Consider the following 17,626-nt stretch of genomic DNA (forward strand, 5'->3'; position numbering starts at 1 on the left):
CCATATGATGGAAAGTGTCTATAATTAATGAGACACGTAACGTCAATCACAAATCGCCACACCCTCCGGTGACAACCGCGATCATAATTTATCCTTGATTATCTGTTGCTTATCGATTGCCCTTGGAAAGGCAGGGTGGCCGCAACCACCCAAATCGGCCATCTTTCGACGGCCCCAATCAGCATTTGACGTTCGCCGTCTCAGCTTATACCATTTACTCCCACAATGTGGGATATAGCGCAATGCGCCCCGGATTCGGTGGTAATTGGCGGCAACGGCCGCTGTAGGAGAGTGAATTGCAAGGCCCCATCCCCGAACAGGCCCGACAGGACTGTTACCGCTACCGCAACGGCATCGCCGATTACGGCGCGCACCCCGCAAATGCATTCCTGTCCGAGCGCGCGCCGCTCGACGCCCGTCCTGTTGAGGAGATGATCTCTTGACCGCCAATCCCCTTCTGGGTGTCGTCTTCCACTGGCTGGGCGGCCTCGCCTCGGCGAGCTTCTATGTTCCCTATCGCGGCGTGAAGCGCTGGTCGTGGGAGATATACTGGCTGACCGGCGGCATCTTCTCGTGGCTGCTGGCGCCGTGGTTCTTCGCCTCGATCCAGACCAACGACCTGCTCGGCGTGCTCTCGCGCGCGCCGACGCCGGCTTTGGTATGGCCGGTGATCTTCGGGATGCTCTGGGGTTTCGGCGGCCTCACCTACGGCCTCACCATGCGTTATCTCGGCCTGTCGCTCGGCATGGCGGTGGTGCTGGGGCTGTGCACCGTGTTCGGCACGCTGATTCCGCCGATCTTCCAGGGCGATTTCGCCGCCAAGCTGCTCGACAATCCCAGCGGCAACATCGTCCTGCTGGGCCTGGCCATCACGTTGCTGGGCATCATCGTCGTCGCGCTGGCGGGCGCGCGCAAGGATGCCGCGCTTTCTCCCGAGCAGAAGGCGGCAGCCGTCGCCGAGTTCAATTTCCGCAAGGGCGTCGCCGTCGCGGTCTTCTCCGGCATCATGTCGTCCTGCTTCGCCTTCGGCCTTGCCGCCGGCGAGCCGATCAAGGCGATCTCCGCCGCTGCGGGCACGGGCCCGCTCTGGACCGGCCTGCCGATCCTGTGCCTCGTCATGTTCGGCGGGCTCGTCACCAACGCGCTGTGGTGCACCTGGCTGATCCTCAAGAACCGCAGCGCCGGCCAATGGCTCGGCCGCAGCGCCCCGAGCGTCGACTTGCCCGCGGGGCGCCCGCCCATGCTGGTCAATTACCTGCTCTGCGCGGTGGCCGGCACCGCCTGGTATTTCCAGTTCTTCTTCTACACGATGGGCGAAAGCCAGATGGGCAAATTCGGCTTCTCCTCCTGGACGCTGCACATGGCCTCGATCATCATCTTCGGCACGCTCTGGGGCTTCGCCTTCCGCGAGTGGAAGGATGCCGCGACGCGGGTGCGGGCGATGGTCTGGGCGGGCGTGGGCCTGCTCGTGGTCGCCACCGTGGTCATCGGCTACGGCAACATGCTGGCGGCATGATGCGCGGCCCGATCCTCCTCGCCGCTGCCCTTGTGCTGGCCGGACCGGCCGCCGCGCAGCAGACCTATACCAATCCGATCCTGTACGCGGATTATTCGGACCCCGACATCATCCGTGTCGGGCAGGATTATTACCTCGTCGCGTCGAGCTTCCATCTGTCGCCGGGCATCCCGGTGCTGCATTCGCGCGACCTGATCCATTGGAGCATCGTCGGCCACGTCCTGCCCAGGCTGCCCTTCGCTCCCGAATATGACATGCCGGGGCCGCACACGCTGACCGATGCGATCTCCAAGCCGATCGGCGGCACCAAATATGGCAGCGGCGTCTGGGCGCCCAGCATCCGTTTCCATGACGGGCTGTTCTACGTCTATTTCCCGACGCCCGACGAAGGCATCTTCGTCTCCACCGCCAAGCGGCCCGAAGGCCCGTGGAGCGCGCCGGTCCAGCTCATCGCCGGGCCGGGGCTGGAAGACCCCTGCCCCTTCTGGGACGAGGATGGCACCGCCTGGCTGGTCCATTCCAAGCTCGGCGCGGGGCCGCTGATCCTGCACCGCATGTCGCCGAACGGGATGAAGCTGCTCGACGAAGGCAAGCTGATCGTCGAGGACAAGATCAACCTGCCGGTGCTGGAAGGGCCGAAATTCTACAAGCGCAACGGCTGGTATTACATCTTCGCGCCGATCGGCGGCGTCGAGCGCGGCAGCCAGGCCGTCGGCCGGGCGCGGAAGATCACCGGCCCCTATGAGTGGCGTACCGTGCTCGAACAGGGCGGCACGCCGATCCAGGGGCCGCACCAGGGCGGCTGGGTCGAGACGCCCTCGGGCCAGGGCTGGTTCGCGCATTTCAATTCGACCGGCGCGTTCGGGCGGATCGTCCATCTCCAGCCGGTGGTCTGGCAGGACGACTGGCCGATCATGGGCCGCCAGATGCCGGACCGCTTTGCAGGGCAACCGGTGCTCACGCATGCGATGCCCGACACGGGAAGCGTGCCCATCAATGAGCGGCTCCAGGATTCGGACGAGTTCTCGGGCGGGCAGCTCGGCCTGCAATGGTCGTGGAACCACAACCCGGACGACAGCGCCTGGAGCCTGACCGCCCGGCCCGGCTGGATGCGCCTCGATGCCCTGCCTGCCCGATATCTCGTCACCGCCCGCAACACGCTGACCCAGATCCTCCAGGGTCCGCATGCCCGCTTCACCGCGCGGATCGATGCGAGCCGCATGGCCGAGGGGCAGCGTGCCGGTCTCACCTTGTTCGGCGTCCGGCCGAGCTGGATCGGGCTGGTGCGTGCCGAGGGCAAGACCCGCGTGACCTTCGCCAATGAAGGCGTGGAGACGCCCGGCCCCGAGCTGGCCGGCACGACGATCGATCTGCGCGCCGATGTCGACGAGGACCAGACTGTGCGCTACGCCTACAGCTTCGACGGCGGGCGCAGCTTTAGGCCGCTGGGCGAGCCGATGTGGCTGGCGCGCTTCTCGTGGTGGAAGGGCTCGCGCCCTGCCCTGTTCTCCTACAATCGCGACGGGAAAGGCGGGTCGATCGACGTGGACTGGTTCCATGTCGATCGCTCCGAGGGCGCGCGCTGATGGACCGCCGCGCCTTCCTTGCGGGCACCGCCGCCACGCTCGCCACCCTCCCCGCCGCGCAGCGTGCGCTGGCCGAAGCGGCGGCGGACAGCGCGCCTGTCTTCACCACCGGCAATGCCGGCTGGCAGGCCGCCTATGACAAGGCGCTCGCGGTGCTCGCCGGGAACGTGCAGGTCATGCCCTATGTCAGCAAGCCGGTGCTGATCGAGGGATCGGTCTACAAGGGCATCTGGCAGGAATGCGGCCCGCATGAATCGCTGGTCTATCGGAAGTTCCGGCCCGACGTGGCGCGGGGCAGCCATCTGACCTTCTTCGAGCTGCAACGTGCCGACGGGCAGCTTCCGGCCAACAACAAGATCGCCGAGACCAGCTTCGGCCAGATCCAGATGGTGGTGCCGATCGCCGCCACTGCCTGGGAACTCGCGCTCGCCACCGGCGACGGCGAGCTGCTCCAGGCCGCCTATCGCGCCTGCTCGGCCTGGGACGGTTGGCTGATGCGCTATCGCAACACGCGCGGCACCGGGCTGATCGAAGGTTTCTGCACCTATGACACGGGGCACGACAATTCCCCGCGCTGGGCGGGCATGCCCAACCAGTGCCCCAACAAGGATGCGCGCACGCATCACCCGGTCGCGTCGCTGCCGCGGCTCTGCCCCGATCTCTCGGCGACCGTCTATGGTGCCCGCCGCGCGCTGGCCGAGATGGCGACGGCGCTGGGGAAGCGCGTGGAAGCTGATCGCTGGACCGAACAGGCCGAGCAGATCCGCGCGCTGATCCTGAACAAGCTCTGGGTCGGTGAGGACGCCGCCTTCTACGATCTCGACGCGCAGGGCCAGTTCGTCCGCGTCCGCTCCGACATATTGAGCCGGGTATGCGGCGAGCATGTCGTCGACCGGAAGCTGTTCGAGGCAATGTGGACGCGCCAGCTCCACAATCCCAAGGCGTTCTGGGGGAAATACCCGCTCAGTTCGATCGCGATGGACGATCCGACGTTCGTCCGGCCGATCCCCGCCAATAGCTGGGGCGGCGCATCGCAGGCGCTGACCGCGCTGCGTGCGGGCCGCTGGATGGACCATTATGGCCGCGCGGCGGAATTCTCGGTGATGATGAACCGCTGGTGCGAGGCGATCCAGGCCGACATGACCTTCCGCCAGCAGATGGATCCGCAGACCGGCGTCTTCACCGCAGGCGAGGATCATCCCGACTATTCGCCCACCGCGCTGGTGATGGTGGATTACACCTGGCGCCTGATGGGCGCGTGCGAGGAAGCCGATGCGCTGCACTGGAACGCGCGGCCGCGCCACACCGCCGCGGCCGGCGCCCGCTTCACGGCAAGCACCGATGCGGGCCGGGGCATGGAAATGGCCTATTCCGGCACCGGCGTCGATCTGCGCCTGAGCGGCAAGCCGATCGGGCGGATCGAAGGCGGCGCGGCCCGACTGGTCACCGACAAGGCCGGCGCCCCCTCCTATCTGGTCGGGATCGAGCCCGGCACCCAGCGCGTCACACTGCGCCTGGAAGGACGCAAGCCCCGCCGCATCACCCTCTCAGCCAATGAGCGGGTGCTGGTCTAGCGCAGCGACACATCCGCCGTCACCGAGAGCCCGGCGCGCAGGCGCCGGGCGAGCGGCTGGTCCGGGTCGATGCGGATGCGCACGCCCACGCGCTGGACGATCTTGGTGAAATTGCCCGAGCCCGGCTCGAACGGCAGCAGCGCGAACTCGGCGCCCGATGCCGGCGCGAAGCTCTCGACATGGCCGCGCAGCGTCTCGCCGTCGAGCGCATCGACATGCACACGCGCCGCTTGGCCGGGCACCATCCTGCGCGTCTGAGTTTCCTTGAAATTGGCGACGACATAGAGGCCGCTCACCGGCACCAGGGTCAGCAGCCGCGTGCCGGGCTGGACATAGTCTCCCATCTGCACCTGGCGATTGCCGACGATGCCGTCGATCGGCGCGAGGATCACCGTATGGTCGCGATCCTGCCGCGCGAGATCGAGCGCCGCGCGGGCACGCGCTTCGGCCGCCTGCGCCTTGGCAAGCTGCGCCTCCAGCACGGGCCGCCGTGCCAGCGTCACTTCCACCTGCCGAGTCGCCGTGTCGCGATCGGCACGCGTGCGATCGAGCGACGAGGCCGCGCCGACCGCGGTCGCGCGCATCCGCTCGACATCGCGGCGGGTGGCGAAGCCCTGCGCCAGCAGCGCCTCGTAGCGCGCGCGATCGGCATCGGCGCGGGCATATTCGGCATCGGCGGAACGGATATTGGTCTGCACCGCACGCACGCCGGCGACGGCAAGCTGGCGGTCGGCGCCGAGCGCTTCGAGCGCCGCCCGCGCATCCGCCACGCCCGCAACCGCATCGGCCAGATCGGCCTCCGCGGCGGCGACGCGCGCGTTGAAATCGCGCATGTCGATCCGCACCAGCGGCTGGCCGGCATGGACGACCTGATTGTCCTGCACCAGCACATCGGTCACCAGCCCGCCCACCTTGGGTGCCACGGTGCTGCTGTCGGCCTTCACATAGGCGTTGTCGGTCGACTCGCTGGAGCGCGGGGAGAGCAGCCAGGCGATGCCGGCCAAGGCCACCAGCAGGGCGATCACGCCCACGATCAGCGGGTTGCGCGAGATGCGGAGGCGCCGCTTCGGCACGGCGTCGGTCTGGATCATGGCGGGAGCGTTCACTGGGCAAACACCAACAGGGTCGACGTGGCCGAGGCGATCAGCCGGTCCTGGGAATCGAGGATCCTGGCTTCGGCGAAAGCGACGCGGCGGCCGAAGGACAGGACGGTGCCGATCGCACGGACCTTGCCTGTCCCGGGTGTCATCGCGCGGTGATAGGCGACCTTCAATTCGAGCGTGGTATAGCTCTGCCCCGCCGCCAGCCGCGAATGCACGGCGATGCCGCAGGCGGAATCGAGCATGGTCGCGGCATAACCGCCATGGATGGTGCCGAGCGGATTGAGACTGCGCTCGTCCGGCACGCCCTCGAACACCGCGCGCCCCTCCTCCACCTCGACCAGCGAGACGCCGAAGGTGCGGCCGATCGGCGGCTGCGCGTCGGTTTCCAGCATGTGGCGGAGTTGCTCGATCCCGCTGAGCGGCGTTTCCCGGTCGCTCATGCCGCGTCTCCCAGGCCGAAGCGCTCGCATGCCGATGCATGCGCGTTCGCCAATATCGCGTCCGACTGCTCGGGATCAGCGACGGCACGGGCCAGTGCGACCGCGCCGACCAGCTCGGCGACCAGCGACGCGGCGCCCCGCTCGGGTTCGGCATGGCCGATCAGCCGCAGCTTCTCCGCCATGCGCGCGGTGAGCCCTGCCAGCCCCTGGCCGAAGCGGACGCGTGCATCGGCATCACTCCGCGCCAGATCGCCGGAAAGCGCGGGCAACGGACAGCCGCGATCGCGCGCGTCGCGATGCGCCGAAGACAGATAGAAATCGATATAGCTGCGCAGCGCCACACGCGGATCGGCATCGGCCGCCGTCCGCTCCAACCGTGCCCGCGCATCGTCGAACATCGAATCGAGCGCCGCCGCGACCAGCGCGTCCTTCGATTTGAAATGGGCATAGAAGCCGCCATGCGTCAGCCCGGCGCGCGCCATGATCCCGGCGACGCCGATCCCGCCCGGCCCCTTGGCGCGGATCTCGCGCGCGGCTTCCTTCAGCACCCGCGCCCGCGTCTGCTCCTTGTGCTCGCTGCCATAGCGCATGGGCTTGTGAACTCCGTTTATATGACGCACATAATATAAAGAATGACGGAGTCGAATTGCAATGGCTGAATCCGCGGCTTCGGCGTCATCGCCCTCGCCGATCGATCCGATGGCGCTGCCCGATCGCCTGAAATTCCTGATCTTCGGGATCATGGCGTTCGGCCAGTTCATGGCGCTGATCGACATCCAGATCGTCGCCGCATCGCTCAACGAAGTGCAGGCCGGCCTCTCCACCGGGCCGGACGAGATCTCCTGGGTGCAGACCGCCTATCTGATGGCGGAGCTGGTGATGATCCCCTTCTCCGCCTTCCTGGCGCAGGCGCTGTCGACACGCTGGCTGTTCGCGCTCTCGGCGGGGCTGTTCACGGTTTCGAGCGCGCTGTGCGGCCTCGCCTGGAACATCGAATCGATGATCCTCTTCCGGGCGATCCAGGGGTTCGTCGGCGGCGCGATGGTGCCGACCGTGTTCGCCACGGGCTTCGCGATGTTCTCGGGCAAACAGCGCGCGATGATCCCGGCGATCCTGGGCATGGTATCGGTGCTGGCGCCGACGCTGGGGCCGACGGTGGGCGGCTGGATCACCGATGCCTGGAACTGGCGCTGGGTATTCTACATCAACGTCGCGCCGGGTGCGGCGGTGACGCTGCTCGCGATCTTCGTGATCCGCGTCGATCGGCCCAATCTCGGGATGCTCAAGCGGATCGACTGGGTGCATCTGGGCGCCATGGCGGTGTTCCTGGGCGGGCTCGAATATGTGCTGGAAGAAGGGCCGAAGAACGATTGGTTCAGCGACAGCGGCATTGCGATCGGCGCCTGGGTGTCGCTGGTGGCGTTCGTGCTGTTCCTCGAGCGCTCGTTCCGCTCGTCCTCGCCGATCGTCCGGCTGAGCCCCTTCGCCAAGCCGACCTTCGCCTTCGCCTGCATCTTCAACCTGGTGATCGGCTTCGGCCTCTATGCCGGCACCTATCTCGTGCCGCTCTTCCTGGGGCGCGTGCGCGGCTATAATGCCAGCGAGATCGGCACGACCGTCTTCATCGCCGGTATCGCGCAGCTCATGGGCGTGCCGATCGCGGCGGCGCTGTCGCAGCGGGTGGACCAGCGCATCGTCATCACCGTGGGGCTGGCCCTGTTCGCCTTCGGCCTGTGGCTGTTCTCGGCGATGACGCCCGAATGGGGCTTCCAGGCGTTGCTCTGGCCGCAACTGGTGCGCAGCTTCGCAATCATGCTGTGCATCGTGCCCAGCGTCGGGCTGGCGCTGAACGGCTTTGCCGGCGCGGAGCTGCGCTATGCCTCGGGCCTGTTCAACCTGATGCGCAACCTGGGCGGGGCGATCGGCATCGCCGTCACCACGACCTGGCTACAGGACATGAGCCGGCTGCACACGCTCCGCCTGGCCGAGGCACTGGGCAATGCGCCCCGCGCCGCGACAGACACGGTCGCCAGCCTTGCCCAACAGATCGGCGCGGTCACCCCCGATCCTGCCCGCGCGCTGCTGACCGCGCAGGCGCTGATGGGCCGGATCGTCGGACGCGAGGCGCTCACCCTCGCCTTCGACGATGTGTTCCGGCTGATGGCCTGGCTGTTCGTCGGGGCGCTGGTGCTAGTGCCGCTATGCCGCCCGCCAAGGCAGGCGGCATCGGGGCCGATCGAGGCGCATTGAGGTTGACGACCCCGGGCCGCTTTTATCGTCATCCCGCCACATCGGCCGGAGTGACGGAATGGAGGAGGCCGACCGACCTCCCCCGAACCCGCCGCTCAGCGCAGCTTGCGCCCTTCCGCGTCCCACACCTCGACCGTGCCGAAGTTGAGCGCGCGGATCTTCGCTTCGGTCTTGGCGAGATCGCCCACCACGACCCAGGTCATCGCATCGGGATGCAGCAGCGTGTTGGCGGTCGTCGTGATCGTCTCCGGGCGCAGGCCGGCATATTGGGCCGGCAGCGTCGTGATGTAGTCATACGGCTTCCCGAACCGGTTCACGTACTGGAGATAGCCGACCATCGCCTGGTTGGTCTCGAACTGGCCGGGCAGCGCCAGCACCTGGCCCTTGGCGAGCAGTTCCAGCTCGGCCTGGCTCGCCGGCCTGGTCTTCTGGATCGCGTGGAGCTCCTTGCTGATCTCCGCCAGCGATTCCGCGGTCTTGTCGGTCTGGACGCTGGTCGCGACGCCGAATGCCTGCGGCCCGCGCGCATCGGCGATGAAGCTGTTGACGCCGTAGGACCAACCCTTGTCCTCACGCAGGTTCATGTTGAGGCGCGAGGTGAAGGCCCCCCCGAGCACATCGTTCAGCGCGCCCAGATCGAAATCATGCGCGTCGAGCCCCGACGGCATGATCTCGCCCACCCGGATCATCGACTGGATCGCGCCGGGTTTGTCGATCAGGATGATCCGGGCCGCCTTTTGCGGGGCGATCGGATCGAGCGTCTTCACGCCCTTGGGCCGCGCGGGCGCCTTCCAGTCGCCAAAGCCCTTTTCGAGCGCCGCGACCAGCACCGGCAGCGTGGTATCGCCCGAGGCGTAGATCACCGCGTTGTCCGGCCGGATCCAGCTCTCGTGGAACGCGACCAGATCGTCGCGCGTGATCGACTTTAGCGTCTCCGCCCGGCCCGCCAGCGCGGAACCGTATGCATGGTCCTTGCCGTAGAGCAGGTTGTTGAAGGTGCGCTGCGCCATCTCTCCCGGATTGACCAGCGACTGGGACAGCGTCGAGAGGTTCAGCGCGCGGTCGCGCTCCAGATCCTCCTGCCGGAAGCCCGGATTGCGGACATAGTCCGCCCAGAGCGCCACGGACTCGGGCAGCGAGCGGGTGAGCGCCGACAACGCGAAGTCGGTCGTGTCGCTGTCGCCATAGGCATAGATGCGCGTGCCGACCATCGCCTGGCGCTCGGCGAATGCCTGGGCGTTCAGCGTGCGCGTGCCTTCGTCCATCATCCCGAGCGTGAAGCCCTGGAGCCCCTTCTTCATGTGCTGCTCGGCCGCCTGGCCGGCATCGAACACCATCGCCATCTCGACGGTCGGCGTGCCCGGCCGTTCGGAAAGCACCACGCGGATGCCGTTCGAAAGCTTCGCCTCGCGCACCGTCGGCAGCGTCAGCGAGGGCGACGCGCCCAATGCCGGGATATTGCCGCGATCGGCGGTGTCGACGCTCACCTTGTGGCTGCCGAAGGGCAGCACGGTCAGATGATAGGAGCCCTTGGTCAGCCAGTTGGCCGTGGCGCCGCGCACATCGGCGTTGGTGACCGCGCCGAAGCGGCGTTCGTCCTCGGCATATTGGCCGGGATTGTCGTCGAACATCGTGCCGGCGGTCAGCGCCATCGCCTTGACGAAGATCGACTCCATCGAACGGGCATTGTCGCCATAGGAGCTGATCTTGGAGCGCTTCAGCTCATCCTCGGTCGGGCCGGTCTTGAGGAAATCGCGGAGCACGCCGGCGATCGCCGCCTCCGCCTTGGCGCGATCGGCGCCGTCCTTAAGCCGCACGTCGATCGAGAAGGTGCCCGCGATCGCGAAGCTGTCATAGCTGGCGGTCGCGGAGCTCGCGATCTGCTGGTCCTGGACCAGCGCCTTGTAGAGCCGCGAGGTCTTGCCGCGGCCGAGCACATAGGCCGCCATGCGCAGCGCCGGCGCTTCCGCCGTGCCGCTGCCCGGCACCGGCCAGTTCCAGGCGATCGCGGTCTGCGGGACGTCGTCCTGCATCACTTCGGCCTTGTCGACCGGGAGCGTCGGCACCCAGGCCTTGATCCGGCCGGTGGGCGGACCCGAGGGGATGCTGCCGAAATATTTCTCCATCAGCGTCCTGGCCTGCGCGATGGTGACGTCGCCGCTCAGCGTGACGACCGCATTGGCCGCGCCGTAATATTTGCGGAACCAGTCCTTCACGTCCTCCAGCGAGGCGGCGTTCAGGTCCGCCATCGATCCGATGGTCGAGTGGTAATAGGGATGGTTGACCGGGAAGATGCCCTCCGCCTCGCGATCGTTCATCGCGGCATAGGGCTGGTTCTCGCGGGTGCGCTTTTCGTTCTGGACGACGGCGCGCTGCTCGTCGAGCTTGGCCTGGGTGATCGCGCCGAGCAGATAGCCCATGCGATCCGATTCCAGCCATAAAACCCGTTCGAGGCCGCCGGTGGGGACGATCTCGTAATAATAGGTCTGGTCGAGCGAGGTGGCGCCGTTGACGCCCGACGTGCCGATCTCCTGGAGCGGCGGCATATATTCCTTGTCGTGATGTTCGGAGCCGTTGAACATCAGATGCTCATAGAGATGCGCGAAGCCGGATTTGCCAGCCGGCTCGTTCATCGATCCCACATGATACCAGACGGTGAAGGCCACCTTCGGCGTCTTGTGATCCTCATGCACGACGACGCGCAGGCCGTTGCCGAGCGTGAATTGCTCGTAAGGCACCGCCTCCTGCGCACGCACGGGTTGCGTGGCGGCAATGGCGATGGCCGCCGACGCGAGGAGCAGCTTCATAGGCTTCATGGGAAAATTCTTCCTTGGAGGTAAAAGGCCGGTTCCCCTGGGAGCAGGGGGAACCGGCCGGAACGCGACCGCCGGATCGGCCGCCTTAGAAAATGGTGGAAATGCCGATCTTGAACTTGCGCCCGCCCAGATAGGTGGCGCGGGTGTAATAGCCGGCGATCAACTGCTGCACGTCGGGCGTATCGGTGCTCTTGAGCAGGTCCGACGCCTCGACATAGATACGCACCTTGCGGGTCGTCGGATCGAGATAATATTCGCCGTGGAAGTCCAGCGTCTGGACGCCCTTGTCATAGACGCTGAGCCCGCGCGGCGCGAAATTGTTCAGCGTCCTCGACTGGAAGCTGTAGGCCAGCGTCGCATCGAAACCGTATTTGTTGTAGGTCAGCGAGGCCGTGCCCGAATGCTTGGGCTGCTGGTTGAACGGCAGGCCCGAGAATTCGTAGATGTCCTGGCCCGCCGGCGCGAAGGGCCAGCTGTAGCGCTGCCAGCGGCTGCTGTGCGTGTAGGTATAGTTGGCATAGATGCCCAGGCCGCTCAGCGCGCCGGGCAGGAAGTCGAACTGGCGCTCGAACTGCCCTTCGATGCCCCAGATAGTGGCCGGATGGCTGCTGTTGATCGGCGCGAAACCGATGATCTGGTAATTCTCCGGATGCGCCGGATCGAAATAGGGCGCCCCCTGGAAATAGGGGTGATCGGGCAGCGTGAGATTGGCCAGGTTGGCCGGTCCGTCGCTCTGGTTGGACTGGAGCAGATTGTTGATCCGCTTATAGAACCCACCGATCTTGATGATGCCGATCTTGTGATAATATTCGGCGCTCAGATCGAAATTATGCGTCGTCGCCTGCTTCAGGTTCGGGTTGCCCGAGCTGATCTGGAGGATCGGCTGGGGGCCGTTGGGCCCAGGGATCGGGAAGTTGATGAAGGCGATCCGGGTCTGCGCCGAAAGCTCGCCGATCTGCGGGCGGGCGACCGACATGAAATAGCCGCCGCGGAAGATCAGATTGTCGGTCTGGCGATAATTGAACAGCACGCGCGGCAGGAAATCCTCCGACGAGACCTTTTCGGAGACAAGCTTAGTGAACTGGTTCTGGAAGGGAAGATCGTTGCCGAGACCCGATCCGTCGAGCAGCGGTCCGGTATAGGTGGGGAAGACGAGATTGTTCGCCGCCAGATCGGTGCGGTTATAGCGCACGCCGCCGATCACCTCGAGCTTGCCGAACTCCAGCCGCGCCTGGAGATAGGCAGCGTAATTGTCCTCCCGCGTCGATTGCTTGTCCTGCCCCTCGGCCGGTGGGATCGGCGCCAGCTGGAGGTCGGGGTTCGCCGCCATGTACTGACCGATATTGTCGAGGAAGTGGATCAGCGTCGCTTCACTCATCGCAGTGAAGTTCGCGCCGCTGACACCGACCCGGCCGAGATCGGTCGGCTCGAACGGCAGCCCCAGTTGCTGGATGCTCGCGTTGCCGGCGAATTGAGTACGCAGTAGATTGTTCTTGAAGGTGGCGCGCTCGTAGCGGGCACCGACCTCGATATATTTCAGGAATCCCCAGTTCATGTCCCAGCGCGTGCTGAGATCGGCGGTGTAGCGGTCGTTCTTGCCGGTGGTGACGTCGATCTGGCCGGTGCCCGCCGTGATCGTGTATTTCGACGGATCGTTGATGAGCGCCCAGCCAGCATTGCTGAGCAGCGGGATCGGGATAGCGCTGCCGCTGCGCGGCGCGAACGGCGAGACGATATAGCCGAGCGTGGGATCGATCGCCTCGGGCAGAAAATAATCCGCCGTCGCCGCAGTCGCCGGTGGGCGAAGATCGAGCGTGGTGTTGCGCCCGTGATCCTCGCTGCCATGGGCATAGCCGAGCAGATATTTGAAGGTGAATTTGCCGAAGCTGGACTTGCCGTTGAAGCTGTAGGTGTCGGTGACCGTCTTGGCGTCGGGATCGTAGCGATACTGCTGTTCGCGCTGCAGCCCCGCATTATCATCGGCCAGATCGACGTGCAGCGCGGAACGCACCTCGCCGCCCGGCACGTCCGAATATTTCATCGGGGCCGAGAAGATGTCGGTCAGCGAATAGGTGGTGCGCTTGGCTTCCGAGTGCTGGAAGTCGAACTTCAGGTTGGTGTGCTCGCCGACCTGCCACTCGCCGGAGACCGTCGCCGCCAGCGTGGTCTGCTTCACATGGTTGAAGCCGGTCTCAATCTGGCTGACATAGGCGCCGTCGTCGCCCGGCGCGAACGGAAAGATCGCGAGTGGATCGACCGCATCGGCCGAAGTCGGCAGGCTGCCGTCGGCGTTGTTCGGCAGGAACGCGCCGAACTTGGTCACCGTGTTGTACGAGATGTTGCGCACCGAGTTGCGGCGATACTGGACCGACGCGCTGAGGCCGAGATTGTCCTGCGCGCCGAAACGGCCCGCAACCGTGCCCGAAACCAGCAGGTCGCGGCTGAAATCCTTGCCGCTCAGGCCCGTCTCGGCCTGGAGATTGGCATAGCGATGCGGCCGGTTGAGCGGCGACATCGTCTCGATCTCGACCAGGCCGCCGGTGCCGGCGCTGTCCTGGCTGGGGAGCAGGCTCTTGCTGATCGTGATCTTGGCGACCGAATCCGCCAGCAGGTTGCTCAGGTCCGCCGAACGGCCGGTGCCGTTGCCGACCGGAAGCTGGAGCCCGTTGAGCTTGACGTTGTTCATGTCCGGATCGAGGCCGCGGACGACGACGTTGGTGCCGTCGCCGGTCAGCGAGTCGCGCTGGAACGAGACGCCGGGCGCGCGGCGCAGCGCGTCGGAAAAGGTGGTGCCGGTGAAATTGCCGAGATCGTCGGCGGAGATCACGTCGGAATTATTCTCGGCGGTGCGCTGGAGGTTGAGCGCATTGGCGCGGGCGCTGCGCGAGCCATAGACGACGATGTCGGATCCCGGTCCGCCCGGCTGGGCCATCGTCAGGTCGATGCTGGCGTCCTCGCCGCCCGTCAGTTCGACCGTCTGGGTGATCGTCTCGAAGCCCAGGAACGAGATTTCGAGCGTGTACTGGCCCGCGCGCAGGTCCGGGAAGCGGAAATTGCCCGAATCGTCGGCGGATGTGGTCTGGCCAGTCTCGACGATGCGCACCAGCGCGCCGGCGATGTTGCGGCCGCCGTCCGCCTGGGCGACATGGCCGAAGATCGAGCCCGATCCGGCCGTCACCGCCGCCGTGGTCTGGGTGCCGCCGGACTGCGGCGTGCCGACAATATAGGAGCCGCCGCTCGTCACGCTGAGCGAAAGCCCGCTGCCCTGGAGCAGCCTGCGATAGGCGTCCACCGTGCTGAAATCGCCATGCAGCGCGGGCGCCGTCTTGCCGCGCACCGCAGCGTCGGAGAACACGATGTTCGAGCTGGTCTGTGCCGCCACGGCACGCAGCGATCTTTCAAGCGCCTGCGCGGGAAGGTCGAACGTGAAACTGGCTTGCGCATGTGCCGCAAGCGGAGCCGCGATTGCGCAGCTCGCGAGCGCATAGGCCGTCAACGAAACTTTCGAAACCATCGATTTCCCCCCTGGGGATCGCGCGCATCGCGACCCTCACAGCATCAGACGATGCTGCACCGCAAAACCGACATCAGGAGGCAATAAAAATGTAATTACCGGTAAAGGATGGGTTTTATCTCAAAGCCGATGTTCGCCCTCGCGTAATTTTATAACATTGCTACCGCACGATCCGCAGTTCGCTGCCCGATTGCTGCACGCGCAGGCCGTGCAGCGAAGCGATCGCGGAGGCGAATTCGGCAGTGTCGTTGGTCGCGAACACCCCCGAGACCCGAAGCGACGCCAGCCGCGGATCACCGATCGCGATGCGCGGCCCGCCATAGCGATTGAGTTCGGCAACGGCGGCCGACAGCGGCGTATCGGTGAACACCGCCTGCCCGCGCCGCCATGCCGTGGCCGCCTCCATCGAAGGCTGATCGATCAGCGAGGGCGCATCGACAGTCGCGGTCAGCCGCTCGCCCGCGCGCAGTAGCGTGGGCGCATCCTTCGCCTCGGGCCGCGACGCGCCGATCTGGTTGATCGCGACCTTGCCCTCGATCAGCGTCACGACGACGCCCCGCTCCGTCCGGCGCACGATGAAGCTCGTCCCCACCGCGCGCACCGTCCGGTCGCCGGCGGTGACGATGAAGGGTCGGCGCGGATTGGGTGCGACTTCGAACATCGCCTCGCCGCGATCGAGCCGCACGCGGCGCACATCCTCCTCATAATCGATCGCGAGCTGCGTATCGGTGTTGAGCGCGATGCGCGTGCCGTCCTTGAGCGTGGCGACCTTCTGCTCGCCCAGCTGCGTCGAATAGCCGAGCGAACGGCCCATCAGCCACCAGCCCGCTCCGCCGCCGATGACGACCAGCAACAGGCACGCCGCAAGCGCCAGTCCCCAGGCAGGCGAAGGCCGCTCGGTGCGGCCCGGACGTGCCGCCGTCCGCGTAACGGGCGTCCCCGCCCCGTTCGCCGCGACCAAGGCGGCGCCGGGCAGGATACCCCAGATCTCCGTGGCGCGCTCGAACGCTTCCTCATGCGCGCCGTCCGCGTAGAGCCAGGCGCGCAGCGCATCGTCGGTCGCGTCGCAGCGATCGGACGATTGCAGCCGCGCGATCCAGGCCGCGGCTTCGGCGTCGATTCGCCTTTGCTGGGGGGAACGGAAGCTCACCACTCCGCCATCCATTGCATCAATTGCAGCGTCGCCCGCGCGACCTGCTTCTCCACCGCGGCCACCGACATGTTCTCGGATGCCGCGATCTCCGCATAGCTGAGATCCTCGAGCCGGCGCTTGAGCAGGATGCGGCGCGTGCGCTCGGGGAGTTGGGCCAGCCCTTCGGCGGCATGCCGCAGCCGCGCCTGCTCCTCGACGATCTGCGCCGGATCGGGCGTGCGATCGGCGATCGCATGGATGTCGCTCAAGTCGACGAACGGCGCGCGCGTCTTTCGGCGGGCGCGATCGATCGACAGGTTGATCGCCGCGGTCACCAGCAAAGCCTCCTTGGAGCGCGCGGTGTGGACGCGCTCATATTGTTCTATCTTCAGGAAAGCGTCCTGCACGAGTTCGTCCGCATCCTCTTCGGAGACGCCGCGCCGGAGAACGGCCCGTCTGGCTTTTGCCAGCATCTCAGCCAAGCTCGGCATCGCGCGTTCCGATCTCCTTCAGTTCCCTAGACGCCTATATCGGCGAAACCTGACATCGCAGCCGCTTTTTAGGGGCCGGACTCCAATAATCGTGCCCAAAGCCGACCCGGAAAGGACGCGAAATCCCAAGTCGAGCGAATAGTTACTTACGTTACTATTTGACGGAAGCCGGGGCGCCGCCCGTCAGAGATCGATGCCGAGCCGGTAGATGCGGTTGGCATTGCCCGCGAACAGCGCGCGCTGCTCGGGCAGGGTCAGGTCGGATATGATCGTGCGATAGGCCAGGAGGTGGCGATCGAAGCTGCCGAACAGCTTGTCGGTCGGCACGTCGCTGGCGAACATCGCCCGGTGGGCTCCGAATATGTCGATCGTCTCGCGCACATAGCTGCGCGCCTCTTCGAGGTTCCACGGGCGATAGGCGAACCCGATACCCGATATCTTGACCGAGACATTGGCGCAGGACGCCAGCGCCGCCATTCCCGCGCGCCATTCGCCGCGCCCGTCGGGATCGCCCGGCACCATCATGCCGCAATGATTGACGATCACCGGCACTTCGGGATGCCGCTCGATCAGCCGGGCCAGCGCCGGGAACTGCGCCGGATAGGCCTGGAGGTCGAAGCTCAGCCCGTATTTGCCCAGCAACGCGAAGCCGCGCTGCCAGGCTTCGTCCTGCGTCACGTCGCGCGGCGTATAGGTCCGGTTCGGGTCGGCATGCCAGTTGACGATATGGCGGATGCCGCGGACGTTGCGCCGCTGGGCATGCGCCTGGAGCAGCATCTCGACGCCCGGATGGTCGAGCGCGGCGAACGCCACGATCGCGCTGGGCAGGCCGCCGTCGTCCGCCATGTCCTGCAGCCAGTCGGTCTCGTCGAGCGCCGCCTCGGGGACCGCGCCGGCATCGATATGGACGATGCCGCGCACGTCCCAGCCGCTCGCATCGGCGAAATAGTCGGGCAGCATATAAGTGCGCGCGATCGCCTCGACGCTGCCGTTCGGCCCGTCATGGCCGAAGGGCGGCATCAGCCAGGGATAGCGGATGCGCTCCAGATCCCACAGATGCACATGGGCGTCGATGAACGGCAGGTCACGCATGGGCGGTGCTCAATAGGTAGTCCTGCCGCCGGAGGTATCGAAGGTATGTGCGGTGGTGAAGGAGCATTCGTGTGATGCCATGAACGCGACCATGGCGGCGGATTCGTGGACT

The 17,626-nt window shown here is 66.1% G+C and carries 13 protein-coding genes and 1 pseudogene; 5 read left to right on the forward strand and 9 right to left on the reverse strand.

Features of this window, described 5'->3' with window-relative positions:
* Positions 1-296 precede the first annotated feature (296 nt).
* The 4 genes from HB724_RS15000 to HB724_RS15015 are packed head-to-tail and all read left to right on the forward strand — an operon-like array spanning position 297 to position 4,676.
* Entirely contained in the window at positions 297-443 is a 147-nt protein-coding gene (locus HB724_RS15000) for a hypothetical protein (protein WP_213981750.1), read from the forward strand.
* Complete coding sequence (gene rhaT / locus HB724_RS15005; RefSeq protein ID WP_213981751.1) at positions 440-1,516, forward strand: L-rhamnose/proton symporter RhaT; 1,077 nt, start codon at positions 440-442, stop codon at positions 1,514-1,516. The genes HB724_RS15000 and rhaT overlap by 4 nt, the downstream gene beginning before the upstream one ends.
* Positions 1,516-3,102: a glycoside hydrolase 43 family protein gene (locus HB724_RS15010; RefSeq protein ID WP_256731538.1), complete on the forward strand. Its 1,587-nt coding sequence runs from the start codon at positions 1,516-1,518 to the stop codon at positions 3,100-3,102. The genes rhaT and HB724_RS15010 overlap by 1 nt, the downstream gene beginning before the upstream one ends.
* Complete coding sequence (locus HB724_RS15015; RefSeq protein WP_213981753.1) at positions 3,102-4,676, forward strand: alpha-L-rhamnosidase; 1,575 nt, start codon at positions 3,102-3,104, stop codon at positions 4,674-4,676. Before HB724_RS15010 ends, HB724_RS15015 begins: the two co-directional genes overlap by 1 nt.
* Here HB724_RS15015 and HB724_RS15020 read toward each other — a convergent pair.
* Genes HB724_RS15020 through HB724_RS15030 form a run of 3 tightly spaced genes read right to left on the reverse strand, consistent with a single transcriptional unit; the run spans position 4,673 to position 6,809 of the window.
* A complete protein-coding gene (locus HB724_RS15020; RefSeq protein ID WP_213981754.1) occupies positions 4,673-5,767 on the reverse strand; it encodes an HlyD family secretion protein in 1,095 nt (364 codons plus the stop codon). The genes HB724_RS15015 and HB724_RS15020 overlap by 4 nt on opposite strands.
* An 11-nt stretch (positions 5,768-5,778) precedes the next feature.
* Positions 5,779-6,219 (reverse strand): PaaI family thioesterase, encoded by a 441-nt coding sequence (locus HB724_RS15025; RefSeq protein ID WP_213981755.1) that lies wholly within the window; start codon positions 6,217-6,219, stop codon positions 5,779-5,781.
* Positions 6,216-6,809 carry a TetR/AcrR family transcriptional regulator gene (locus tag HB724_RS15030; RefSeq protein ID WP_213981756.1) on the reverse strand — a complete coding sequence of 198 codons (594 nt, stop codon included), beginning with the start codon at positions 6,807-6,809 and terminating at the stop codon, positions 6,216-6,218. The genes HB724_RS15025 and HB724_RS15030 overlap by 4 nt, the downstream gene beginning before the upstream one ends.
* 61 nt (positions 6,810-6,870) lie before the next feature.
* On the opposite strand from HB724_RS15030, the gene HB724_RS15035 reads away from it, so the two are divergent.
* The gene (locus HB724_RS15035; RefSeq protein ID WP_213981757.1) at positions 6,871-8,469 is read left to right on the forward strand and encodes a DHA2 family efflux MFS transporter permease subunit; all 1,599 of its coding nucleotides are present in this window, start codon (positions 6,871-6,873) and stop codon (positions 8,467-8,469) included.
* A gap of 95 nt (positions 8,470-8,564) precedes the next feature.
* Here the strand turns inward: HB724_RS15035 and HB724_RS15040 are convergent, their stop codons facing one another.
* The 6 genes and pseudogenes from HB724_RS15040 to HB724_RS20525 form a co-directional block, all read right to left on the reverse strand.
* Complete coding sequence (locus HB724_RS15040) at positions 8,565-11,285, reverse strand: pitrilysin family protein (protein ID WP_213981758.1); 2,721 nt, start codon at positions 11,283-11,285, stop codon at positions 8,565-8,567.
* Between the two features lie 85 nt (positions 11,286-11,370).
* The gene (locus tag HB724_RS15045) at positions 11,371-14,799 is read right to left on the reverse strand and encodes a TonB-dependent receptor (protein WP_213981759.1); all 3,429 of its coding nucleotides are present in this window, start codon (positions 14,797-14,799) and stop codon (positions 11,371-11,373) included.
* A 160-nt stretch (positions 14,800-14,959) separates the two neighbouring features.
* Positions 14,960-15,949 (reverse strand): FecR family protein, encoded by a 990-nt coding sequence (locus tag HB724_RS15050; protein ID WP_213981760.1) that lies wholly within the window; start codon positions 15,947-15,949, stop codon positions 14,960-14,962.
* On the reverse strand, positions 15,946-16,422 hold the full coding sequence (locus HB724_RS15055; RefSeq protein ID WP_213981761.1) for a sigma-70 family RNA polymerase sigma factor: 477 nt from the start codon (positions 16,420-16,422) through the stop codon (positions 15,946-15,948). Before HB724_RS15055 ends, HB724_RS15050 begins: the two co-directional genes overlap by 4 nt.
* Before the next feature lie 183 nt (positions 16,423-16,605).
* Positions 16,606-17,514 (reverse strand): amidohydrolase family protein, encoded by a 909-nt coding sequence (locus tag HB724_RS15060; RefSeq protein ID WP_213981762.1) that lies wholly within the window; start codon positions 17,512-17,514, stop codon positions 16,606-16,608.
* 9 nt (positions 17,515-17,523) lie between these two features.
* A pseudogene (locus HB724_RS20525) lies at positions 17,524-17,626 on the reverse strand (3-oxoacyl-ACP reductase); the annotation flags it as partial.

Source organism: Sphingomonas sp. dw_22 (genome assembly GCF_018449795.1).
Classification (GTDB): Bacteria; Pseudomonadota; Alphaproteobacteria; order Sphingomonadales; family Sphingomonadaceae; genus Sphingomonas.